This window comes from Liquorilactobacillus satsumensis DSM 16230 = JCM 12392, from assembly GCF_001435195.1.
In the GTDB taxonomy this organism is placed as follows: Bacteria; Bacillota; Bacilli; order Lactobacillales; family Lactobacillaceae; genus Liquorilactobacillus; species Liquorilactobacillus satsumensis.
This window is the reverse complement of sequence record NZ_AZFQ01000036.1, coordinates 155,805-179,429: the sequence shown is the minus strand read 5'-3', so window position 1 is coordinate 179,429 and position 23,625 is coordinate 155,805. Positions and strand designations below refer to the sequence as shown.

Annotated in this window: 25 protein-coding genes; 1 reads left to right on the top strand and 24 read right to left on the bottom strand. The window is 40.1% G+C overall.

Features of this window, described 5'->3' with window-relative positions; genetic code table 11:
* Nucleotides 1–235: 235 nt before the first annotated feature.
* The 8 genes from FD50_RS05705 to FD50_RS05670 all read right to left on the bottom strand — a co-directional run bounded on the left by FD50_RS05705 (nucleotide 236) and on the right by FD50_RS05670 (nucleotide 6,288).
* A complete protein-coding gene (locus tag FD50_RS05705) occupies nucleotides 236–745 on the bottom strand; it encodes a GNAT family N-acetyltransferase (RefSeq protein ID WP_056960755.1) in 510 nt (169 codons plus the stop codon).
* Between the two features lie 41 nt (nucleotides 746–786).
* Complete coding sequence (locus FD50_RS05700; protein ID WP_056960754.1) at nucleotides 787–1,428, bottom strand: HAD family hydrolase; 642 nt, start codon at nucleotides 1,426–1,428, stop codon at nucleotides 787–789.
* A gap of 74 nt (nucleotides 1,429–1,502) precedes the next feature.
* Entirely contained in the window at nucleotides 1,503–3,014 is a 1,512-nt protein-coding gene (gene abc-f / locus FD50_RS05695) for a ribosomal protection-like ABC-F family protein (RefSeq protein WP_056960753.1), read from the bottom strand.
* A gap of 356 nt (nucleotides 3,015–3,370) precedes the next feature.
* Nucleotides 3,371–3,670, bottom strand: a complete 300-nt coding sequence (locus FD50_RS05690) for a hypothetical protein (RefSeq protein ID WP_228888104.1) — start codon at nucleotides 3,668–3,670, stop codon at nucleotides 3,371–3,373.
* Nucleotides 3,671–3,926: 256 nt separating this feature from the next.
* The gene (locus FD50_RS05685; RefSeq protein WP_054757140.1) at nucleotides 3,927–4,454 is read right to left on the bottom strand and encodes a hypothetical protein; all 528 of its coding nucleotides are present in this window, start codon (nucleotides 4,452–4,454) and stop codon (nucleotides 3,927–3,929) included.
* A 61-nt stretch (nucleotides 4,455–4,515) separates the two neighbouring features.
* On the bottom strand, nucleotides 4,516–4,998 hold the full coding sequence (locus tag FD50_RS05680) for a glutathione peroxidase (protein WP_056960752.1): 483 nt from the start codon (nucleotides 4,996–4,998) through the stop codon (nucleotides 4,516–4,518).
* Nucleotides 4,999–5,105: 107 nt separating this feature from the next.
* A complete protein-coding gene (locus FD50_RS05675) occupies nucleotides 5,106–5,576 on the bottom strand; it encodes a GNAT family N-acetyltransferase (RefSeq protein ID WP_156653498.1) in 471 nt (156 codons plus the stop codon).
* A 25-nt stretch (nucleotides 5,577–5,601) separates the two neighbouring features.
* Entirely contained in the window at nucleotides 5,602–6,288 is a 687-nt protein-coding gene (locus tag FD50_RS05670) for an MgtC/SapB family protein (RefSeq protein ID WP_056960751.1), read from the bottom strand.
* Between the two features lie 266 nt (nucleotides 6,289–6,554).
* On the opposite strand from FD50_RS05670, the gene FD50_RS12490 reads away from it, so the two are divergent.
* Nucleotides 6,555–6,794, top strand: coding sequence for a SemiSWEET family transporter (locus tag FD50_RS12490; protein ID WP_082610455.1), 240 nt, complete (start codon nucleotides 6,555–6,557; stop codon nucleotides 6,792–6,794).
* Nucleotides 6,795–7,008: 214 nt separating this feature from the next.
* On the opposite strand, the gene FD50_RS05665 is transcribed toward FD50_RS12490, so the two are convergent.
* The 16 genes from FD50_RS05665 to FD50_RS05590 form a co-directional block, all read right to left on the bottom strand.
* On the bottom strand, nucleotides 7,009–8,775 hold the full coding sequence (locus tag FD50_RS05665) for an oleate hydratase (protein ID WP_056960750.1): 1,767 nt from the start codon (nucleotides 8,773–8,775) through the stop codon (nucleotides 7,009–7,011).
* Nucleotides 8,776–9,106: 331 nt separating this feature from the next.
* Nucleotides 9,107–9,757, bottom strand: coding sequence for a TetR/AcrR family transcriptional regulator (locus tag FD50_RS05660; protein WP_056960749.1), 651 nt, complete (start codon nucleotides 9,755–9,757; stop codon nucleotides 9,107–9,109).
* A gap of 9 nt (nucleotides 9,758–9,766) precedes the next feature.
* The gene (locus tag FD50_RS05655) at nucleotides 9,767–10,906 is read right to left on the bottom strand and encodes an ABC transporter permease (protein ID WP_056960748.1); all 1,140 of its coding nucleotides are present in this window, start codon (nucleotides 10,904–10,906) and stop codon (nucleotides 9,767–9,769) included.
* Nucleotides 10,884–11,624: an ABC transporter ATP-binding protein gene (locus FD50_RS05650; protein WP_056960747.1), complete on the bottom strand. Its 741-nt coding sequence runs from the start codon at nucleotides 11,622–11,624 to the stop codon at nucleotides 10,884–10,886. Before FD50_RS05650 ends, FD50_RS05655 begins: the two co-directional genes overlap by 23 nt.
* 225 nt (nucleotides 11,625–11,849) lie before the next feature.
* Complete coding sequence (locus FD50_RS05645; RefSeq protein WP_056960746.1) at nucleotides 11,850–12,500, bottom strand: TetR/AcrR family transcriptional regulator; 651 nt, start codon at nucleotides 12,498–12,500, stop codon at nucleotides 11,850–11,852.
* Nucleotides 12,501–12,562: 62 nt separating this feature from the next.
* The gene (locus FD50_RS05640) at nucleotides 12,563–14,179 is read right to left on the bottom strand and encodes an ABC transporter permease (RefSeq protein WP_056960745.1); all 1,617 of its coding nucleotides are present in this window, start codon (nucleotides 14,177–14,179) and stop codon (nucleotides 12,563–12,565) included.
* On the bottom strand, nucleotides 14,169–15,092 hold the full coding sequence (locus FD50_RS05635; RefSeq protein WP_056960744.1) for an ABC transporter ATP-binding protein: 924 nt from the start codon (nucleotides 15,090–15,092) through the stop codon (nucleotides 14,169–14,171). Before FD50_RS05635 ends, FD50_RS05640 begins: the two co-directional genes overlap by 11 nt.
* Before the next feature lie 419 nt (nucleotides 15,093–15,511).
* Complete coding sequence (locus tag FD50_RS05630) at nucleotides 15,512–15,940, bottom strand: iron chaperone (protein ID WP_056960743.1); 429 nt, start codon at nucleotides 15,938–15,940, stop codon at nucleotides 15,512–15,514.
* A gap of 45 nt (nucleotides 15,941–15,985) precedes the next feature.
* On the bottom strand, nucleotides 15,986–16,417 hold the full coding sequence (gene ndk, locus FD50_RS05625) for a nucleoside-diphosphate kinase (RefSeq protein ID WP_056960742.1): 432 nt from the start codon (nucleotides 16,415–16,417) through the stop codon (nucleotides 15,986–15,988).
* Between the two features lie 298 nt (nucleotides 16,418–16,715).
* Nucleotides 16,716–17,186 carry an RpiB/LacA/LacB family sugar-phosphate isomerase gene (locus FD50_RS05620; protein ID WP_054757118.1) on the bottom strand — a complete coding sequence of 157 codons (471 nt, stop codon included), beginning with the start codon at nucleotides 17,184–17,186 and terminating at the stop codon, nucleotides 16,716–16,718.
* A 107-nt stretch (nucleotides 17,187–17,293) separates the two neighbouring features.
* Nucleotides 17,294–18,199: a magnesium transporter CorA family protein gene (locus FD50_RS05615; RefSeq protein WP_054757116.1), complete on the bottom strand. Its 906-nt coding sequence runs from the start codon at nucleotides 18,197–18,199 to the stop codon at nucleotides 17,294–17,296.
* Nucleotides 18,200–18,567: 368 nt separating this feature from the next.
* On the bottom strand, nucleotides 18,568–19,488 hold the full coding sequence (locus FD50_RS05610; RefSeq protein WP_056960741.1) for an alpha/beta hydrolase: 921 nt from the start codon (nucleotides 19,486–19,488) through the stop codon (nucleotides 18,568–18,570).
* A gap of 17 nt (nucleotides 19,489–19,505) precedes the next feature.
* Entirely contained in the window at nucleotides 19,506–19,928 is a 423-nt protein-coding gene (locus tag FD50_RS05605; RefSeq protein WP_054757114.1) for an OsmC family protein, read from the bottom strand.
* Between the two features lie 405 nt (nucleotides 19,929–20,333).
* On the bottom strand, nucleotides 20,334–20,984 hold the full coding sequence (gene apf, locus FD50_RS05600; protein ID WP_235803443.1) for an aggregation-promoting factor: 651 nt from the start codon (nucleotides 20,982–20,984) through the stop codon (nucleotides 20,334–20,336).
* Nucleotides 20,985–21,047: 63 nt separating this feature from the next.
* Nucleotides 21,048–22,142 (bottom strand): S66 family peptidase, encoded by a 1,095-nt coding sequence (locus FD50_RS05595; protein ID WP_056960740.1) that lies wholly within the window; start codon nucleotides 22,140–22,142, stop codon nucleotides 21,048–21,050.
* Nucleotides 22,143–22,338: 196 nt separating this feature from the next.
* The gene (locus tag FD50_RS05590; RefSeq protein ID WP_056960739.1) at nucleotides 22,339–23,583 is read right to left on the bottom strand and encodes an MFS transporter; all 1,245 of its coding nucleotides are present in this window, start codon (nucleotides 23,581–23,583) and stop codon (nucleotides 22,339–22,341) included.
* Nucleotides 23,584–23,625: the final 42 nt, after the last annotated feature.

The window sequence follows — 23,625 nt, the reverse complement described above, 5'->3', positions numbered from 1 at the left end:
AATTTCGAGTTAGTACTCAAATTTTCCCAACTTATGTCACACTCTCTCTTTTATTCCGGATAAACGTGTTCCATAAATCAAAATTCTCCGTCTAACTTCAAATTACTCATCGCAAAGTACTCGCTATCTTCGTAATTTCGAGTTAGTACTCAAATTTTCCCAACTTATGTCACACTCTCTTAATTTTTACAGATAAACGTTTTTCACAGCCTTTCAGGCCGAGTCCAAAATTAAATTAATTACTTAGAGTTTTTTCAAAGTAAATCAGATCGTAAGCGACATCGAACTTCTGCAAAGCATTTTTTTCGACTCTCACGTAGTGAAAACCATTTTTTTGCAGTACCTTTTGAGAAGCCACATTCATTGCTGCACAAACACCTATGATCTGCTTTAAAGCATAAGTCCTTTTTCCATAAGCAAGAAGCAACTGCAAGGCCTCTGTTCCATATCCCATTCCCCAGTACTCCTCAGCAATTCCATAGGCAACCTCACCTGTTTTAGCATTTTGATTTACGACCAACTGACAATTTCCAATCAACTCTCCGTTTTGCAGATAAATGCCAAAAAAATTGCCGCTTTGGTTGTGCCTTGCAATAAAAGCCTGGGTAGTTTTTAGATCAGTAAATGGTCCATGTTTAGTAAATCTGCTCAAATTAGGATTCTTAAAAATTGCATATTCTTGCGGCGCTAAACTTACTGGTAAAAAATCTAATCTAATACGTTCCTTACTCTCATTACTAACCATGCTAAAAACCTCTGATAGTGAATTCCAGTATTTTTATCGTCTTATTCAAGTTCTAATAACTGGTTAACTTCTGACACTAAATAATTGGGCTTTTCCTTTTGTAAAAGTGCCAGATCATGTGCCCCCCAAGTCACACCGCAGGTTTGTACATTTGCTGCCTTTCCCATCTGCAAATCATAGATTGCATCCCCGATCATGACGCTTTCTCTTTCATTGAGTTGAAACCCCTCAAGTAAATTTAAAATTCCATCTGGAGCGGGTTTAAAGTGTGCTACCTGATCAGAACCGCAAACACTCTTAAAGTATGGTGCGATTGCGAGGCGTTCCAAGTTGCGTTGCAAAGCCACTGAATGTTTGCTTGAAACCACAAAAAGCGTTCGCCCGTCGTTAAAAAGTTGGTGTAAAACATTTTCCATCTGGGGGAACAATGAGATGCTGTTCATTTCCAGATCTTTATAGTAGCTGCGAAAAGTATCCAGCAACTCGGCAAAGCTTTCGTCTGAAAAATCTCGATCTGCCATTTTTTTAAATGAAACTTCAATTGGGATCCCCATATAGTATTGTACAGTGGCAGCCGTCGGTTCTTTCAAATTAAAGTCTCTAAAAGCAGCTTGAGTCGCAAGTACAGCTGTTTTGCCTGAGTCAGCCAAAGTGCCGTCAAAATCAAAGATAAAGTTTTGCATGGTTATTTCCTCTCCGGATAAGATTAAATGTTCAGTTAAGTATAATACAAAATTCTTCCTAACGAAACTTACAGTTAGTTAGTATTGGTCAAGCGGTGCAAGACAACTTTTTGCGCCCCTACATTTTTAATAAAAGTTTCATCATGTTCACTCAGCAGCATAGTAGGTTGCTTTTGCGCAATTAACTGCTCAAGTTGTTCACGATTAAAAACATCGAGATAGTTTAAGGGTTCATCCCACAGAAACAATTCAGCTGGCGTAAGTAAAGACTTGGCTAATTCAACCCGTTTTCTTTGCCCCATACTCATTTTTTCAAGTGGACTCTCAAAGACCTTCCGGTTGATACCTAACTTGTGCAAAGTATTCAACAATTGACCATACTCCAGCTTCCATTTATCTGCAAATTCCACCAGCGTACCTGTGTTGTTCTCAAATTTTTGCTGCAGATAACTAAGTTTTAATTTTTGCGGCCGCATAACTTCTCCAGAACTTGTGCCTGCAAAATCCCCCAGCAAGTAATGCATCAAAGAAGACTTTCCAACCCCATTTACTCCCATTAGAGCTAGACATTGTCCCTGATGCAGCTCAAAATTCAATGGTTGAAACAAAGCCTGATCTGCATAGAAAAGTTGAAACTGCTCAACGCGTAACAAAACTTGATGATGCTGCGGTCTAAAATTTAACGAAAGTGGTTCAACTTTTTCAATATTCTGTAATAAATTTTCCTTTGCAGCTGCCTTTTCTTCCATCCTATGAACGAGCAACTTAGCACGTTTCATTGTTCTGGCAGCCCGTGCCCCAATGAATCCTGTATCCAAAATTGCACCGCTTCCCTTTTGGGTAGGGGAACCATATTTATCCCTTTCACGTCCCTGCGCCCACTCAGCTTTTTGCAGGGCCGTTTGTCTAAGCCGCGTGCTTTCTTTTTTTAATTTAATATTTTCCTGTTGTGCATGTTCATCACATCGTCTTTTTTCTTCCTCGTAAGTCGCAAAATTACCTTGATATAAAACCGGCTGCTGTTTTTCGAGAGCCAAAATGTGATCTGCTATCCCATTCATAAACTCGCGATCATGACTAATCACAATCATGCCCTGCTTTTTTTGCTGCAGATAGTGCATCACCTGTTTACGAGCAGCCAGATCTAAATGATTGGTTGGTTCATCGATCAGTGGATAAGCTAGTTCGTGCGTAAACAGTAATGCCAGCAAGACCTTAGTCTGCTCACCACCAGAAAGACTCGCAAAACTCCGCTCTAAAATTCCAGGGTCGACTGCTAACAAATTCAATTCTCTTTCCAGCTTCCATTCTTCCGCAACTGTAGATTCTTTTAAAATCTGAGTGACTGTTTGCTGTTGCTTCATAATTTTTTGCGGAAAATAATTGAATTTTAACTGCTGTTTTATTTTACCTTGATACGGATACACCCCTTGCAACAACTTTAAAAAAGTCGTTTTACCGCGTCCGTTACGTCCGATTAACCCTAGTTTCCAACTGGCATCTAACGTTAAGGAAACATCCTTAAATAGCGGTTGGAGCTGTTCGTCAAAACCAAAAGTTAAATTTTTAATTTCAATCCTAGTCATTGCATTCATTCCTCCGATATAAGCTGCGCTAGTAACTATTTTGCTGGCGATCGCAATCAGATTTCATGCCTTGACTTACTCAATTTGGGCTTTTTTTAAATACTTAGATTACAAAAACACATCTGTTTGATTTTTTGTGCACACAAAAAGACCCTGTCATTGAGAAAAACCAATTCTGAAAATCTGCAAACTATCACCCTAAAAGAGCATTAATCATCATTTGCATTTTCAAAGAATGGCTTAATTTCTCAACGTCAGGATCCCTCTTTTCTACTTTATAGTCGTATCTTAGCATACTTCGTCCCAGAAAAACAATTCAATCTGCATCCAATTCGGACTGTATCTTCAAAACCCGCTTACAAAGCAAAAGATGCCCGTTCATCAAGCCAGTCGTACTGCAGAAATTGTTTCAGCTTTTTGTTAACTGGAATCCAAAGCCCATTTTTGAGTAGATCCAGCATCGTCTCAGCAAAAATACGATCTTTTTTAGCTGCCTGGGGTTCCTTAATTAATAAAATGTGGTCAGTTTCAGTTTTACAAATCACTTGTCCTTTTTTAAAACCGATTATTTTAACAGAGACAATTTCAGTTAGTTTTTCTGCTGCAATCTTTTTTTCAGTATTATTATCTGGGTGTATTTCACTCTTTTTTTTCATATTTTCGATCTTCTTTCATCAAAAGCTTATTCTCATTTTCCTGCAACAAGCATTGCACTGCAATCACTTTTACTATTGCTTATGATAAAAGAAAGATTTGAATTTCCTTTGAATAAAAACTAAGGTGTTTACTAAGAAAAATGCAAATTTTAACTATTTCTCAACTAACAATTGGCACAAGCTTCATAAGCTTAACAGTGCTCACCTTGCTATTACAGGGGCTGCAGGTAACACTTCCATGTATTTCAGAAAGCGATTACATTAAAAGTCGTAAAAAACCCAACCAGGCAAATCCTAGTAATAAGATCCCATTGACTGCTCCAATAACTGCACTTAATGCTACCTGGAAATGAGTTGCCATGGGATACGCAAAAATCAATACCAGCAGCATCAACCCGGCCAGGCCAAAAAGTGCACTGTCATCAAAAACAAATTTAAGCCCAATAAAATGTACCGCCACCACTAGGGAAACCCACACCACAACTTGATCTGCTTTATGCAAATAAAATAATACTAACGCGCCTACCAGCGCCAAGCTTAACTCTGCCACAAAGAACACCAAGTACCACTGAAAATTACGATTACTGTTAAGTGCTGAAGCTGCGTGCCAGTGCTGATAACTCAAGTAACCGCCAACTATTCCGGTTATTAAACCCAATACAGCGCCACTTCCAAGCCAGGCTCTCCAAGCTGCTGGCGGAGCTTCTTGCGCCCAGCCAAACCAAACGAAACTAAACCATCCAAAAACAGCAGCGTACATTAAATGATCACGTAAATTATCCATGGTCACACCACCTTTGTGAGACTGGTTCCCAGCAAAAAGTGTACATTTTAAAAGAATTACATTAAAGAGATTTTGCCAGCAACTGTTCAATTGCAGGAATCATTTTCTGCGGAGTTGTTGTGGGAGCAAAACGTTCAAGTACATGTCCATTAGCGTCAACTAAAAATTTGGTGAAATTCCATTTGATTGCCCGCGTCAACTTGCCAGTTTGGTGACTTGTAAGGTAATCAAAAAGCGGTAATGCATTCTTACCGTTTACATCATGAATCTGATGCATTGGAAAGGTTACCCCATAAGTTGTGCGGCACTGTTGCGCAGCCGCTTGACTGTCACTGAGTTCTTGATGGAATTGATTAGATGGAAAACCTAGCACGACCAGCCCTTGCGCACGATAACGTTCATAAATTCGTTCCAATTCCTTGAATTGGGGAGCTAGTCCGCACTTTGTCGCAGTATTGACAATTAACATTGGATGATTTTCATATTTTCTTAAAGAATAGGTTTCCCCATTTTCAAGGGTAACGTCATAATCATAAACAGACATGTGAATCTCCTCTTTTCTGGTTACTTTTGTACACTTTAAATATATCATCACAACAGCGCCTGTCCAACAAACCTGCTTTTATCGCTTTGCTGGACCTCCCATTAAAATTAAGCAAGATACTTGCGTAACCGTAACATGTCACGTAGTCTGAGTTTGTTTTCGATAATCGGTTCCTGATAATTTCTAGTAAAGAAATCAGGATCAACTCCAACAACCCGGAATCCACATTTTTGATACAAAGCTAATTGTTGAAAACTGGTGGTCCCTGTACCAATTTCAACAACTTGGTATCCCTTATGCTGTGCCCATTGCAAGGCAGCTTTTACTAGGTGAGTTCCAACTCCTTGCCCTTGAAAGCGAGCAGCCACGGCGATATTAACCAGCTCTACAGTCTCGGGCCGAGTTGCTAAAAGAATAAAAACGCCTATCAATTCGTGTCCGCGACGTGCTTCAAAACAAGTACTGCGTTCAAGATAGGCAGCGACAATCTTTTTTGAAGGATCAGCGGTTAATAAAAGTTGATAATGTGCTGGGGTAGGCCGCTTAAAAATTCTGATTTCCAGCTCTCTGATTTCCATATAAGTCGCTCTTTTCTTAGTATTATTATTCAATTTCCATGTGAAGCATTTGCGGATCCTGTGCAAGATAATCAAGCAAGTCATTTAACTCCTGTTTACTGTAGACTGCCACATGCAACCGAACTTTAAAATAATTCTCCTCATAATAAAGGGTGTCAAAATTTACATCCGCATAACCTTGCTGCAACAGGCGTGACTGTAGTTGCGAAATTGCAGTTAATTTTCCACGGTAACTAATAAAAAGATTGCGTCCGGTTTTACCGTGAATCTTATGCTGATCCAGATGCGAAATAATAACTTGTGTCAATAAAACACAACTCGTGGCAACTGCTCCTACTAGATACATCCCCGCTCCAATAGTCAATCCAACGCCCGCTGCCACCCACAAACCAGTTGCAGTTGTCAATCCGTCAATAATCTTGTGTTTCGTGAGAATTGCACCAGCCCCGATAAAACCAATTCCACTAACAACTTGTGCCGCAATTCTGGAGGGATCTAGCGAAACCCCCGCAATTTGAGTGACGTCAAAAAATGCATACTTTGAAACAAGCATAAATAAAGCCGAACCTATTGTAACTAACATATGTGTTCTGACACCTGCGGACTTTAGCTTGCTTCTACGTTCATAGCCAATCATTCCGCCGCAAAGGCCTGCAAAGATCAATCTCAGGCACAATTCGATCTGCTGGTTGCCAAGCAATTCAGCACTCACATTAGACACCTCCTCGCTGTTCTTTATTTTAAATTATACCGAAAAATTAAAATATTACGAACGCAGCAGCTCTTCTTCAGCTAGGGACATCTTTGTTTTGGTGATAAACACTCAGTCGAATACAACTTTTCAGAATATGTTACAATTAAAGATGGTTATTTTCACAGCCAATTTTCAAAACGGAGGTTTTATTTATTAGAGTCGATAACGAAATTCCTAAACAAAAAGTAGCAGTCTCGGAAAAAAGGATTAAGCGCTTGAAGATCATGAGCAAGTTTGCAATTCTAACTTGCTCCCTAATGTATATTTCCTACATTCCTCAGATTATCCAAAATTTTTCAGGCTCCCCTGTTTCTCCCATTCAACCTGCTGTTGCAACTTTGAATGCTACACTATGGGTCTGCTACGGCTGGTTTAAGACTTATAAAGATTGGCCAGTTATTATTTCAAATCTACCCGGCATCATTTTTGGATTTGTTACGCTTATCACAATTTATCTTCATTAAAAATAGAAGTTGATCATCTCACTAAATAAAGGGGCTGTGACAAAATTTAACTTTTGTCACGGTCCCTCTTTTATTCCGGATAAACGTGTTCCAAAAGGGATCAGCCACTCTTTTGGCTTTTTGTTTTAAAAAATAGAACTTGTTTAAAATTTTAACTACGCGAAGCTGTGGTCAGATTCGAACATCCCAACTTACGCTGATACCCTTTATTATTCTAAAGCAAATGTGCTTGGCGCAGTAACTCCTCAAAGTAAGTGTCCTGATACTTCTTAAGACCAAGATTTAACAACAACTTTGGGATAGGCAGCTTTAACTCTGATAGTTTCTTACGATCATTTAAATAATAAACTGCTTTTAGCAATTCACGGATATCATAACTGGAAGCAAACACTTCCGGAACTCCCCGATCGACGTTAAGCAGTGTATAAACGGCCTCCATGGCAGTCCGCACAGAATACTCGGTTGTGAAAACTGTATCGCGCTGTGTTTCCGCAAAATTACCGATAAATGCTAAGTTAACTGAGTCTTGTGGGACTACTTGCGGTCTGTCACCTGGTTGACGCACCATAAAATACGCTGTAATAAATGGCATATAGGTGGGAACCACATTACAAGCTTCGCGGGCATACCGCGCAAGCTTGGTTTCAGGAACACCTAAATGATATAGTAATTCCTGTGCAATCTCCTCGCCTGAACAATCCACAATTTTTTTATGCACATAATTGCCGAGGGTGTCTGAATAAAGACCATAGATCCAAACGGTGGTCTGTTCAGGTGTTTGTTTCTTAAAATGGGGCTGACGGTGAACTGCAAAACTTAACAGCCAGTTGGAATCCTTGATCGTTACAATCCCACCAGTAACAATTTTTCCAGTATGAATTTCCCGATGTGTTAATCTTTCAATATAAGGTTCTATCTCAGCATTCTTTAGAGTCATAGTTGCAGAAGTAAACCAACTTTTTGGCGGTAAATTTTTGCAAAAAACTGCTGGCTTTCCGAATGCTGTTGATTGTGCTGCAAGGTTTTGCCATAACTTCCAACTACCGCCTAATTCATGCGTCGGCGGTGCCAGTGTTTGATGATCACCATGGGTTGTACTCTCAGTAATTGAGCCGTTTGTAACAAAGACCAAGTCATTTTCCGACAGCGGAACTTCTTGCTGACTGCCAGCGTGCTGCAGTTGCAGTTTCTTTGCAATCTTTTTGTGTTCTTCAAATTCAACAAGAATATTAGTGACTGTGGTCTCATATTGAAAATCGACTCCCTTTTTTTGCAAATAAGTAACTAAGGGCAGAACCAGTGATTCATACTGGTTGTAACGCGTGAATTTCAACGCAGTAAAATCAGGCAGACCTTTAATATGATGAATAAACCGCAGCACGTAACGCCGCATTTCAACCACAGAATGCCATTTTTCAAAGGCAAACATTGTACACCAATAGTACCAGAAATTAGATTCAAAAAATTCAGACGAGAAAAACTCTTCAATTGTCTGCGTTCCTAGCTGTTCTTCGGGAACCAGAACTAGTTTGATTAATTCATTTGCCGCTTTTCCGAGTGTAAAATCTCCGTCATCTGGGATCTGTTGACCACGATTATAAATCATCCTGCAATTGGAAGAGTTAGGATCTTCCTTATTCAGCCAATAAAATTCATCCAGCACTGAGGCCCCCGGCTCTTCTAACGAAGGAATCAAACGATATAAATCCCAAAGACATTCGAAATGGTTTTCCATCTCTCTTCCGCCACGAATAATAAAGCCGACCTGTGGATCAAGGGTGCCATCGAGCGACCCGCCTGCCATAGGCAATTCTTCTAAGATATGAATTTTTTGGCCATCCATCTGACCGTCACGTATTAAGAAAGCAGCTGCTGCTAAAGATGCTAGCCCAGCTCCTACAAGATAAGCACTTTTTTGCTCAACATTCTTGGGTTTTTGCGGATGTGCGAATGCTTCATAATTTCCACTTGAGTAATACATACCATTAACCCCTTTCAAAACGACAAACGCTGTCGACAGCAAATACAAGCAGACAAAGCCAGTAGTACAATTCACAGCTTAAGTTGCAAGTTTTTCAATGTCTGCCACACTTCTTTTTCAGCGTACCAGCTTCAGTAGCAAAAGTTAACTAAAGCGCGCGGGGTATTAGGCGATAAATTCTGAATGCTAACTTAAAATAACAAACATTATTCAGCTTCAACTATAAGTAATTCGAAGTTAACTCCCATACTTTGATTGCTAGACAACGTTTATCCGCAATCGCAGAAATCCACTTAAATATTGCTTTTTTATCAATTATCTTAGGCTCACTTTATTTTGTTGCTGGACTCAATCCGCCTAGCAAGAACTCAACGGCTTCTTGACTGGCTTCTTCCACATCTAGTGGCAGTTCCAATAGAAGATATGGGACCAAATAACTGAACACAACACTGATTACATACCGGAAGATTCTGACTGCTGGCCACGCAACCAACTGGCCCTGCTTTTGATAATATTCCAACACCTGCCCCATCTGTTTAATCAGCTTTGGCTTAATTTCGGCTTCTAGTGCTTGGACTAATTCGGTATTATGCAGTAACTCTTGAGCAAAAATCTTTAATTGCAGTTTATTTTCTTTTGCAAACTGCATTCTGTTTTGTACAACATGCCTTAGAAATTCTTCAAGTGAAGGATAGCTGGTGCTTGAAATCATCGTTACAAACTCACTTGCGGCTGTGGGAATCACAGATTGTGCAAAAGGTTTTAAGATGGCTGCTAATATGCCCTCCTTGGTTTTAAATTGTTTATAGACTGTTCCTTCAGAGACGCCTGCTTTTTTAGCAATATCACTGGTACTGGTACGATCAAATCCCTGTTCTGAAAATAGAACAAGACTTGCTTTTAAAACTTCTTTTTGCTTCGCTGATAACGCCGTATCTGCCAAAGCGTGCGTAAAAAGTACATTAACGCTATTAATTGCCATTTTTTCCTCCTATATTTGACGGTATTTGCGAAGTGCCAGCTGGTTTAAAACTAGAAAGATTACTACAAAGATCAAAAGAATTCCCAGGTTAGGAGCAATTTGCGCAAAACTGACACCCTTTTCAACCACATTCGCCAAAGATTGCCCACCGTAATATAACGGCATCAAATGGGCAAACATTCTCAATGGCGCTGACATCTGCGCAACCGGAATGATTCCTGAAAAGAAAATCTGTGGAATCACGATTAATGGAATAAATTGTACCATTTGAAACTCCGATGAAGCAAAGCTTGAAACGAATAACCCCAGAGCTAGCGCAACAAACGCCAGCAAAATATTTACCAGCAAAACATTCCACAGACTGCCCAGAATTTGTACTTTGAAAACAAAGATACTAAATAATACAATGACAACTGTCTGGCACAGTGCAAAAATCCCAAAGCCTAGTAAGTACCCACCGATCAACTCACTGCGTCTAACCGGCGTAGCTAACAAACGTTCTAATGTGCCGCTGGTGCGTTCACGCAACAGTGAAATTCCGGAAATCAAAAAGACAAAGAAGAAGACAACAAAACCTATCATGATCGGTAAAAGTGTCTCAAAAAAAGTTGAAGAGCTGCTGCCATAAAGATAATTCGTTTTAAGTTGATATTGAGCACTCTTTGTTTGGTTACTGGAACTTGTCTGCGACTGTGGGTGGTTTACATTGAGCTGTTGCTGCAAACGCTGTATCATTATTGCTTGTTTTTTTAGCTGCCTCTTAGTTTCTGCTGCACGCAATTTGATTTGAGCTGACTGGAAACTTTGCTTAATGCGCGCCGTCTTACTTTGGTCACTGTTTTGGAGCGTTAACGTTAATTTGTTTCCATTTTGCGTCAAAAATCCAGCATAATTATACTTTTTTATTAATGTTTGTGCGTCTTTGTCAGCAGTTACTTTATGGATTTTTAAATGTTTGCCCTTAAGTTCCTGGACAAGCGCATCATCAACATTTCTAACTGCTAGTGATGTGGTTTGTTGTTTGTTAGACTGAAACAGGAAATAAAACAACGATAAAATTACAAGCGGTGCTAGAAACATTAAGGCGAGTGTCCGTCTATCCCGTAGCATTTCAGTGATAACTCTTTTAGCCATTGCTATTATGCGCATCTTGCATCCTCCCTGCCTTTAAAAAAACTTCCTCAATTGTCTTGACCCGATATTCTGCAACGAGCCCTGCTGGACTGCCCTGGGCAATTGCTTCTCCTTGACGAATCAACAAGAGTTGGTCAGCTTGGAGTGCATCATCCATCACATGGGTTGTTAATAAAATCGTCTTTCCTTCAGCGGCAAGATGATGTAATTCTTTCCAAATTTGCTGGCGCAGCTCTGGATCGATGCCAACTGTAGGTTCGTCTAAAATCAAGATCCGTGGATCCGCAATTAGGGCAAGTGCTAATGATAATCGCCGCTTCATTCCTCCTGAAAAATACTGAACCGCCCTATCTAAATGGGAGTTAAGCTTTACAACCCCAGCAGCATAGGTGATCCGCGCACCTAACCTCGCCTTGGGAACTCCTTGCATCGCGCCGAAGAAAGTCAGATTTTCTCGCGCTGTTAAGGTTCCGTAAAGAGCATCTGTTTGTGCCATAAATCCAATTTCAGATAACATCTGGCGATTAGGCATTTGATTGCCTAACACAGTCACAGTCCCTTTCTGCGGCTTAAGCATCCCCATAATTGAGCTAATCAAAGTTGTTTTCCCCGAACCGCTAGGCCCCAACAAAGCTAAGATTTCACCAGCTTTGATCTTTAAATTGATTTGCTTCAATACCACAGTTTTGCCATAACCTTGTCTTAAATTTAAAACTTCAATAACTTTAGTCATAAGTTCCTCCTTTTTATAATAAGTGAGCACTCACTTATTATTATAAGAAAGAATTGCTATTTTGCAAGTCATCCACTTAATTAGGTTTAATGATCGTTAATTTAAATATATTTATAACATAAAAGCACCTCTCAAACTTGGTCTGCGTGCCCAAGTCTTGTGAGGTGCTTCAGCGATGCTGCACTTGTTTTTTTCTAGTTTACTCGTTAAGTTAAAGCTTGCAAATTAATGTGAGTCAGCCATAAATCCTCGCTGCAAGATTTCCATATACATTCGGGCATGAGTAATCACTGGTTCTAGGTCCGCAATTTGTGCCGTTGGATGTTCCTTAATAAAGTCTCTTGCCTCTTGTGTTATGACTTCTTCAAGTGCAGTGATTGCTTTTTCAACTACCGGAAGCGGAAGATCCGCGCGCACAGGAAGTTTTTTGAGTACTGGTTCGATCACTTGATCCAAAGCTACTTTTGTATTCTTGGCATATAGTTGTGCAATTTCTGTACGTAGTTTTGCTGGTAACGAACTGCTGAGTGCATAAGCATTCAGTAAAAGCCGAAAATCTTCCGGATATTTTAATTGCAATTGAATCTTGTATTTAGTCGCCCTAACAACCATTTCAACAAGATCCTTGGAATCAGTCCAGACGGAATAATCTGCTGCCTGGCTGACACGTGAAATTGAAGAACGCAATGTTTCCAAATAAAGATTGGCTTTATTTTTGTAATAGTGAAAAAGCGTCCCTTTTGAAACATTTGCCGCTTGCGCAATTTCATCAGTTTTGGTCTCCCGGTAACCTGAACGCGCAAAAATCCGAAGTGCGCTTTCCATAATTCTCTTAATTTTTTCAGGATCTTTAGAACTTCTGCGTGGAGCTGCCATTTAAACCATCCTTTTTTGCTTTTCTAAATATCAAGTATACTCTGATTGGTTAACCGTGAACATTAATTTTCTACTAGATCTCTGCTTGCATATAATAAATAACTCAGCAGCCACAAACCAAGTGCTAAGCACAAAAACAGGAGAACATTTCCCCAATGAATGGCTTCTAATGGCACTCGATTTACCCATCCATATGGTGTTACTCTTTTTGCCCATTGAGGTAAATTCAACAAATTTCCAAAATACATTGAAAAAAGTCCGTAGATCGGCAGAATCCAAACAATTTTTTGCCAGCGTGGTAAAAGAGCAACACATAAGGTTGTAATGCCTGAGATGACAAGCAAAATCGGTAAATAACCTGCAAAAGCTCTGAAAAAACGCCCTAGCGACACGACATCATTAGTATTAACACCCGCGAGTCCCATCCCCAACAACGCTAAGAAAAGACATGCTGCTTGGTAAAAAAGTGCTACTATGACATAACTGAAAAAGAGTTTAAAGCGTGAGACACTTCTTGCATGCACCTGCTCTAGCCATCCACGTTGCTCGTCATTATTGATCTTTAGCAGTGTAATTTGAGCTGGAATGGTTGCGATTACTGCAAAGATGACCGACAAGGTAGCAGCAAAATTCAAGATTAAATTTCGATTACCGGCCTCAACTGCAGCCGTCCCCATTAATTTAGCAATCGCTGGATTGGTCTTGATTAAATTGCCGATATTTCCGAAGATTGAACCATAACTAATTCCTAAAACAAATGAACTGCACAACCAAATCACCAAACTAGTCCGCTCCAAACGCAACACGAGACTGAAGGGATTTGCTAAAAAGAACGAAGCAGTTTTTCGCCCGGGTCTTGAGGGCAGCAATCCACTTGTTACATCTCGGTGTGTATTCATGATCAAAGCAACTGCTCCAAAAACGATTGTTAAAAACAGCATATAATCGACTGGCAACCAATCATTACTACTATAAACTGCTAGTTTTTCAATCAATCCAAAAACTGTAAACCACGTGTAGTCTGGATTCTTAACGTCTGTTAACATCCGGGCAATGAAAAATAAACCTAACACCAAATAACTCAGGCTCGTTGCCCCGCGTGCGTTACTTGCAAGCTGCGCCATGAGCAATGCTAGCGTACCAAACAGCATTCCAAAGACTGCTAAAGCGAGCCCAAAAAGCCAGCTTCCTAAGCTATTAGCACCTGTCATCTGTGCAAATTCAAGTGAACCGGCCGCCAAAATACCCACAATTAAGTTAATTAGTATCAATTCAAGGACTGTCGCTGTTAAAGGACTCAACTGACCAACAGCATGTGCCCGAATTAGTTCCAATGTCCCATTATCTTCCTCAGCGCGCGTATTTTTCACTGCAAAATAAATGTTCATTATGGCAAAAAACAGACCCATGAAAACCACCATTTCACTTGCATATATAATGGCAGCAGTATATGGCTCTTTGGCTGTAAAAGGGCCAAATAATGCGACCATTGCAGGTGTTTTAAGCGTTGTTGCGATTGCTGTGATTGCCTTGTGCGTCCCATAAAGATTATCAAACTTAGCTGCTGCGCCTCCCATCAATCCAACGATTGCAATCAACCAACCAACAATTAGCAGCCAATCTCGCCGCAAATAAAAAAGTAAAAGATACCCCGTTTGTTTGAACCTGCTATTCTCCATGACGGTCTTCCTCCTTTTTTTGATAATAGCGTAAAAACAAATCTTCTAAAGTCGGTGGTGTGCTTTGAAGTGTCTTGATTTCATAAGTGGCTAATTGCGCCATCACTGACCCAATTTGTTCCGAATCGACTGCAAAGGTTGCCCGATTTTCATTTTGCGCGGATAACTCTTGTTTGAAATGATGGACCCCTGGCAATTGAGCAACCTGTCCAAGTGGTAATTTTGTCACAACTGTAATCATAGTCCGTGTCAGATGACGCATCTCAGCCAATGTACCTGTTTCGATAATTTGCCCGTCCCGAATAATCCCAATTCGGTCGCACATTTTTTCAACCTCGGAAAGAATATGACTTGATAATAAAATACTTTTCCCTTGCTGCTTAAGTTGCAAAACATTTCGTTGGAAAACTTCCTCCATCAGCGGATCCAGTCCACTGGTCGGTTCATCAAAAATGTAAAAAGCTGCATCTGTCGAAAATGCTGCTATTAATGCAACTTTTTGCCGATTGCCTTTGGAGTAGGTCCGGGCTTTTTTAGTAGGATCTAACTCAAATTGTTTGATCAGTTCATCGGTTTTAACCGTGTGCTTTTGTTGATTTAGTTTTAAAAACAAATCAATAATTTCACCACCGCTTAAGTTAGGCCAAAGATAAACATCCCCCGGGACATAAGCAAGTTTTTTATGAACACCAACGGCTTCTCGCCACACATCTTGCCCAAATATTTTGGCTTGACCGCCTGAAGCACGTAAAATACCTAAAAGAATTCTAATCGTGGTCGATTTCCCCGCACCATTAGGTCCAATAAACCCAAATACCTCTCCTTTTTTAATCTCAAATGTAATCTTTTTCAGTGCTTTGAATTTCCCAAAATTTTTCTGCAACTTTGAAACTTCGAGTACATTTTCTTCCATTGTTAATCTCCCCTTTTAGAATTCTCAGCTAACTAGCGCTTTAAAAGTGCGACTTATGCTTGGTTGCTGCTACAAGTAGAGTATATTCCCCATTGACTTATTAGTCAATGACTGGCTAGTCAATACAAAAAATAAAAAAAACTTAAGCCAAGTTGCTGTTTTGGCTTAAGCTTTTAGTCTTGTTGCAAGCTTCGAATTAAAGAATTTCGATCTTTAGTTCGCTCACCTTAAATGTTAGCGCACGGACCAAACTGGTTTTGGCTTAACTTGTAGCCGCACGATAACGTTAGATAGACCTTATTTAATATTCTTTAACTTCCAAGTAAAAAAGTTTAAAAAGAGGTTGAAATCAGTCTGGCTGCAACTACTAATTCATTTAGATTACTAGTTTAATTAGTCTAATCGGTGTATTTTAGGCACTACGCTTTTTCCGTAACTGCCTTGCGAATTAACACTGCCACCTGCCGTGCAATATCTGCATCCCAAGAACACAGGGCATATGCTGTAGGCCACATTTTCCCCATATCAAGTAACGCACTATCATTAAAGCCTAGCGTGCTGTAACGCGCTTTAAATTTGGTTGCTGGTTGAAAAAAGAGGACAACTTTTCCTTCCTGATTAGCATAGGCCGGCATACCATACCATGTTTTAGGCTGCAACTGGGGTGCATTTTGCTGTACAAGCTCATGTAACTGAGCAGCCAAATATGCCTCATCTTCTGGCATCGCAGCAATCTTTTCCAGCAGGTCCGCCAACGGATTCTTTTTCTGACTTGCATCACGACGCAATTCCTGTGCACGTTCCTTCATCGCCTGTTTTTCAAATTCTGAGAACCCTTGCTTTGACATTGCAACGCACCTTCTTCATCTTTTTAAACTGATTTTACCTGATTTTTATTTTTCTGTCAGTTCTGGAAACCAAATCTTTATTTCTTGAGCTGCGCTTTGAGCTTCATCTGAACTGTGGACCACATTTCTTAGATTACCGTCAGCCCACTCGCACCCAAAATCTGCACGAATTGTGCCTGGAGCAGCCGCCAGCGGTTCTGTTGCACCTGCCATTCGGTGAAAAGCCGCAATTATATTAATTCCTTCGGCAACTACTGCTACGAGGGGGCCTTCCATCATGTAAGCACAGATATCTTTGAAATATGGTTTATCAACCTTTTGGGCGTAGTGTGCGCGTAATTTTTCTTGCGTTGCGGTGGTCACTTTTAAGGCGATAATCTGGTAACCCTTGCGTTCAATGCGTGTCAAAATTTCACCGATGTGCCTTTGTGCAACTCCATCAGGTTTGATTAAAATTAACGTTCTCTCCTTCTCCATTTTTACGCCTCCGACTTTTCTGCAAAACTTATAATTCTTAGCAAAAATTGCTGTTTCTGAAAATTCTCAAACTAACCAAAAAGTTCCCTGACTTTAACGCCATTCAGCAAAAGATTATTTTCACCATCGCCATTAACTACAAGTATAGGGCGAATTCATGAAAATTACACTTAAGACTCCGACAAAAAGAAAGAGAACTATTGGAAATCATTTTTAGTATCTGAATTTAAGATAGTGTGCAAACCTCAACTATCATTTTAATGTTGCGCTAATTTTTGAATCAAAATTTAAGCCAGATCTAAGCAAGTTCATCCAATTTTTTAAGATGTTTTGCCGTAATTTGTTTAACCTTTTCAACTCGCCGAATATATTTTTCTTGTGCCAAAAAATCAGTTGTCATCCAAACCCTGACAATCTCTAAAGCAATCGCGGGTCCGATAATTTTACCACCTAAACACAAAACATTACTGTCATTATGCTGCCGTGCTAGTTTAGCACAAAAAGGATCTTGGCAGACCACCGCGTCAATCCCATAAATCCGATTGGCGATCATTGCACTCCCATAGCCAACACCGTCGATAAAGATTCCGCGGGTGTCTTTATTTTGTGCAACTTTTAAAGCTGCCGGATAAACATAATCGGACAAATCAACAGAATCGCTCGTAAAAGGACCTAAATCGTCAACTTCATGCCCCATTGAGGTTAATAATGCACTTACCTCTTTTTTTAAAGCTACACCTGCATGATCGCTTGCTAACACAATTTTCACTGAAATCGCTCCTCTTGTCGTAATAAAAAATATGTTTATATTGCAATAACACGTTTTAATTATAACTCATTTTTTAACCCTCGCGGAAAAAGTCCAGCATTAACTTCTTAAATAATTCGATGACGATACAGCAACACAACAACCCATCCAATCAAAAAAAGTGTAATGCCAACAATCACAACCCATGCTAAGCGCAGGTGCATCAATGGCAAATCAACATTCATCCCGTAAAAACCAGTAATAATTGTTGGAATCGCCAAGACTACCGACCAAATCGTCAAAATCTTCATGATACTGTTCAGGTTATTGCTGAGGATTGTATCGAACGTCGCAATCAGCTGAGTCACAATTTCAGCTTCCATTTCAACTAACTGTTGCACCTGATTAGCTTCAATTTGAGCATCAACCAAAAATTCGTCCTCATTTTCATGAAATGTTCTGCCAAAGTACTTGTTTTTTAAATTCTGCAGCATCACATAATTATTATGAGTAGAGCTGGTAAAATAAATTAAACTTTTTCTTAGGTTGGCCAAACCAATCAAATGCTTATTTTCAGCACGACTGCTCAAAAGATCATTTAATTCTTTTCTGCGGCGTCTGATTTCATGAGTTGGTAAAGAAAAGGCATCGCTCAGATGTTTGAGTAACTTTAACACTGTTAAATTTACGTTTGCGTATTCTTTTTCAACAATATCTTTCTGAAAAATACTTTCGACTTTAGCATTTGTGGAATGTGTCAAGGTAATCAAAAGACTCCCTTTTAACAAAATTACAGCCGGAATTGTCAAATACCCTTGTTGCGTACTATAAGGCAGATGGTAAATAAATAATTGCGATTTTGATTTTTTATCATAATCATAATTTGAAGGTTCATCAATATCCATTGCATAATCCATGACATCCTGTGTCAGACCATACTTAGACTGCAAAATTGCAGCATCTGCTGGTTGTGCTTCCTTAACATTCAACCAAGTCTTAAATGAGCCAATATCGATTGGTTTGATCTCGATCATTCCTATCCCTCCCTTAGACAGCTAAACGTGATCTTTGGATAAAATCCAAATAAAAAGAGAGTGTGACATAAATCGCTAAAATTTGAGCACTAACAATAAATTACGAATATATCAAGTAATTTGCTATGAGTAATCCAAGGTTAGACAGAAATTTTTGACTTATGGAACACGTTTATCCGGAACAAGTAAAGAAGCCAGGCTAAAATTTAATTTTTGGCCCAGCCCCTCAACCCTATTCATTTTATATGGACAGTCCCCAAACTGTCAATTGCATCTCTAACAAACTAGCAACTGTATAACTTGCGCACCGCTGTAACAACACTAAAAGAATTGTTTGTATAATGCAATTTAAAAATCCAGTAATGCAATTATGTTTGATTAGCCTCCTCAGTTGCAAAGAACCTTAACATGGCTAGATTTGTTGTTCGACTTTCACTCCACTCCCAATGTGCAACATTGAAAACATGTCCAAGATGTGGCCCATCCTCTTGCGTCCATAACTTGGTTTGATAAGGGGCCCCAGTTTCATTTAAAGTAGCGATCAATAACTCAGTCTGCCACCAGAAACTATCATTTTCACCTCCAATCACTAAAATTGGAGGAAGTTTCAAACCGCTGCAGGCTTTTGAAAAATCAATAAAAGGCGCAATTTCTGGAGCTTGCTTTTCAAAAAGTTCAAGTTGCAGATCCGCAGTTTTGCTCATTAACCCCTTTCCTTCAGCAAGACGCGTTGGTTCCATCACCCCATTAATTAATGCAATTTTTGTAAATTCAAAGTTCACGGGTGTCAGCGCAAAAATCCGTTGTAGTTTTGTGCTGGCTTGCAGACAAGCCGCCAGTCCTGCAAGATGTGCTCCCGCAGAGTCTCCCACTAGATAAACCTTGTTAAGATTACAATCCTTTTGCGGTCCAAAATGTTCAAGCCAGTGCAGACTTGCAAAGATGTCTGCCATCATTTGTTTTAAACCGACTTCAGGAAATAAACGATAACTCATCGCCATTACCGCATAGCCTTGCGCAGCTAGAAAGCGGCAGTAATTCTCATTGAGACGCCGATTGCCATACATCCAGCCACCGCCATGAATATCAATAATAGTGGGTAATGGCTTCAAGCTCTCGCTTTTTTGCGGAAAATAAAGATTCAAGGTCTGCAACGTACTGCCATGCGCAATATAAGAGTAGCCCGTCTCGGCGAAGGCACCTTTGGGTTTCTCCTGTTCAAAAATCCGTTCTTGATCTTTTTGGGCAGTCTGAGCCCAGCTTTGCCGCAACTGTTCAAGTGGTGTCATCTTAAAAGCGTCCTCCCTTACTGCTTGTCACCATCAAGATAATTAATTTTGATTTCTTTATCAAGTGAAGCATGCACTGTGCAGTACTTGATCACGGATTTAATAAATGCATGCTGCTGCTTTTCATCCAATTGTGAAACAACATTGAACTTAATACTGATCTGGTCAAGCTTTGAGGTCTTATCAGAAAAACGGCGTACTCTCCCTTTGATTTCAGTCTCAAATTTTTCTAAGCCAATTTCGGGATGACGGCTGTTAATATCGGCGGCTGTTATAGAAAGGCACCCTCCCAAAGCACTTAACAAATATTCAACTGGATTTGGCCCTGCATCAGTTCCTTTGAGACTAAGCGGTTCGTCCGCCAAAAAAGTATGCTCGCGTACCTGAACTTTGACTTGTGCACCAATCTTGCGTAATTCTGTTTCTACTTTATAAGCCATTTGCTTTCCTCCTGCATTTAATTTGCTGTTTGCGTTCTCAACTAACATTAACTATCACTTTGAGTTTATTATAGACAGCTTCGCTTCAATTCTGTGAAATAATGCTCAATTTGGCAAGATGGCAATTTTTGAATTAGGTAACTCGTTTATACAAAATAGAAAAGGGGCTGTGACAAAAGTTACATTTTGTCACAGCCCCTACTTTATTCCGGATAAACGTGTTCCATAAGTCAAAATCTTCCGTCTGACTTTCCAATTACTCATAGCAAAGTACCCGCTATGTTCGTAATTTCGAGTTAGTACTCAAATTTTACCGACTTATGTCACACTCTCTAAATCTGGTATTAATATGGATTTGAAAACAGCTTACCTGAACTAAACCAACAATCCCAGCTATTCCGCTAATTAATACCAATTATTAGCCTTCCAGTGCTGCATTGCTTTTTCCCAAGAACCATACCTACTTGCAACGTATTCATTAGCAACTTTTTCTTGGTTAGCAGCTGAAAAGTCGCCCTTTAGATAACTTTGATCTAATTGGTATTTGCCAATATATTTGCCATTACGTGCGCTATAGTCACCACCAGATTCATGTTGCACAATATAGGCACGTGCTTGAGCCTCATTTGAGCTTTCCGCCGCTGTGGTCGTTGTCGTCGCATTGGTAGTATATGCAGCTGCTGCTTGTGCAGTTGAAGTTGCGGGAGTAGTTGCGTCATTAACTGCAGTCGTCTTCGTAATAGCTGTCGTTCCCGCAGACCCGGTTTGCTTTAAGGGAACCATCAGCTGTTGTCCCACTAAAATAAGATCAGGATTCTGCAACTGATTAGCTTGGACAATCGCAGCCGTCGATGAACCATACTTTTCAGCAAGTTCAGATACAGTATCTCCTTGCACAACTGAAAGTGTTTTAGTCGCGTTTTGTGCTGTCGTCGTTGTTCCAAGTTTTTCGGCTAGCACTTGCGCAAAATACTGTGCTCCCTGTTGTTCACTCGTAGTCGTCTGGTTGGTATTAGCCTGTTGCACCGCATTTATTACACTTGTATCAATTCCCACTCCGTCTTCCCCCGTAAACTTTATCTGTTTTGATTATAGCAATAAAAATCAAGTTTGCACTAATTAATTTTGCTTTTCTTCAAAGTCTGTAAAAAAACTTTCCATAATAGTTAAAGTTCCCTGGTTTAAATCAAGCCGTGCCTGCAAACCATATGGCAGTGCCATGCGGGGATACGCGTGGCCAAAATTCAAATTAACCATCAGCGGCAGTCCAAATTCCTGTGTCACTTCGAGCAGGATCGTTTTATACTCTCTAAAAAAACGCTCATTTTGAGGTTTTCCTAGTAAAATACCTTTAAGCTTTGCAAAAATACCTTGAGCTTTCAATGCACACAACATTTTTCTAAAAAGCTGCGGTTCGGGACACTCTTCACTCGTTTCAATGAATAATAATTTGTCCTGCCATTCAGCTGCTTGCGGAAAAATTTTGAATTTTGTTGCAACCTGAACTTCATCAGGATAACGCCCAACCTGCAACAGATCATAAAAGCTGTCAAGGCATCCTCCTAATAGCTGACCAGTAACAATCCCATGCCCACGTAATACCAGATAACCTGCTTCTTCAAGATGCTCTTTTCGTGGTGTTCCAATTGCTGCAGGTGAAAAATCAGTGCGTTCTTCATACCAGATGGGACTGGAGACAATTTTTCTTGTAGCCGGATTTTCAAAAAATGACCTAAAGATTCGTGCGGTATATGGCAGCATTGCCACATCTAATTCCGCAAGATCATTCAGCAAATTAGGCCCGTAGAAGCTCACCATTCCGAGTTGATAAAAAAGCAAATGGTTAACCGTTGAATCAGAAAAACCCGTAAAAAACTTGGGCTTTTCCCTGACCGCATGTATAAATTCCTGATCTTCTAATAAAAAAGGTAAGAGCCTGTATGTATCATCTCCACCGATCGCGCAAATTATTCCAGCGATAGTATCGTCCAAAAATGCCGACTTAAGATCTGCAGCGCGTTTTGCTGGATGTTCTTTCAAATAGGTCAAGCCTTTTAAAGCATGGGGCATGATTACCGGTTCTAATCCCAGAGCCTGTAAACGCTGCAGGCCCAGATTGAGTTCATGCCGGACAAATTTTTCACCTAAAATTCCGCTAGAAAGACTTACGATTGCAACTTTGTCTCCTTTTTTCAAACGTCTGGGTTTAATCATCTTATCTCACGCACCTCCTCGAAAATAAACTCTTTTACCACTTTGGACATCGACTAAAAATTCCCAACAACCTAACTTGAACAGCACTCCAACTTACCGCCTAATCAGAAGCGGTCCTAAGTGTAGCTCAGTCACAAAAAAGGTGATTGAGAATTCAGGAATTACTCTAATTTCTTAATTTGACTTATAATACTTTTTAGCTGTTAAGCCGAGTCGCTTGCCTAAGTTTAATCAGACCTGGTAAAGTCAGCATCACACCGAAGCTTATTAAGTAAAGAATTGCTAAAAAGCCCATCGTAACAAACAATGAAAAGTGATCCATTAAAATACCGATGACAACTGATGAAAATCCACCGACTGCACGTCCAACGTTCATAATAATATTATTCGCAGTTGATCTGATTTCAGTCGGATATAGTAAGCTGATGACTGCTCCATAGCCGCCAAACATTCCATTTGAAAAGAAGCCAACAACTGCCCCGATCAGCACTAATTGAAAGGTAGACTGCGCAAGCACCAACGCAAAAGTCACACAGGCAGATGCGGGGAGGAAAATACCAAAGGCAAGTCGTGGTCCAAAACGATCAAATAAGCTTCCAAAAACGACCATTCCCAAACACATTCCAATAATAGTGGCGATCATCCACAATGAAGACCCTGAAACACTGAGACCTTGTTTTTGCTGCACGATTACGGGCAACCAGTTCATTAGACCAAAGTAACCTGCAATTTGGACAATTGTCATGACCATTAAACTTGCTGTCTGCAGTGCAATCTTTGGTGTTGCAAATAAATGCTTGAGTGAAACTTTCTCTTTTTTTGCAGCCACAGCCTTGTGAGCTGCAACAAAATCTTCACTTTCATGTAAGTGGCGCCGTACGAAATAAGTCAGTAACACAGGTACAACCCCTAAAAGGAAAAGTGTGTTCCAACCATATTGTGGAATTACGTAGGCCGCTGCCAAAGCAGCAATGATTGCGCCCAACTGCCCTCCAATGGCGGCAACCGATGTCATTCGGCCCACATGGCGTTGTTCAAAGCTTTCGGCAATCAACGCAATTCCAACACCATACTCACCACCAGCTCCAATCCCTGCAAAAAATCGCAGGAGATAGATCTGGGTCAGGTTATCCGCAAAATACATCATCCCGGTTGCAAAAGCAAAAATAAAGATCGTATATGAAAATGTCCGCACACGCCCAAAACGATCTCCTAAAATACCAAAAAGTGCGCCACCGACCAACATCCCTAGATTGGTAATTGAACCAATCATCCCGGCTGCTGCACTTGAAAGATGCAAACTTGCAATAATTGGTGCAAGCGCAAAGGATAAAAACATAATATCCATATTTTCAAGTGAAAAACCAGCTGAAGTTGATGCGATGACCCACTTTTGTTCACTACTAAACCGACCTTGTGCCGAGTTTTTTGACTGTTCCATTATCCGATTCCTCCAAAATGGATGATCTCTGCCATCCTTTAT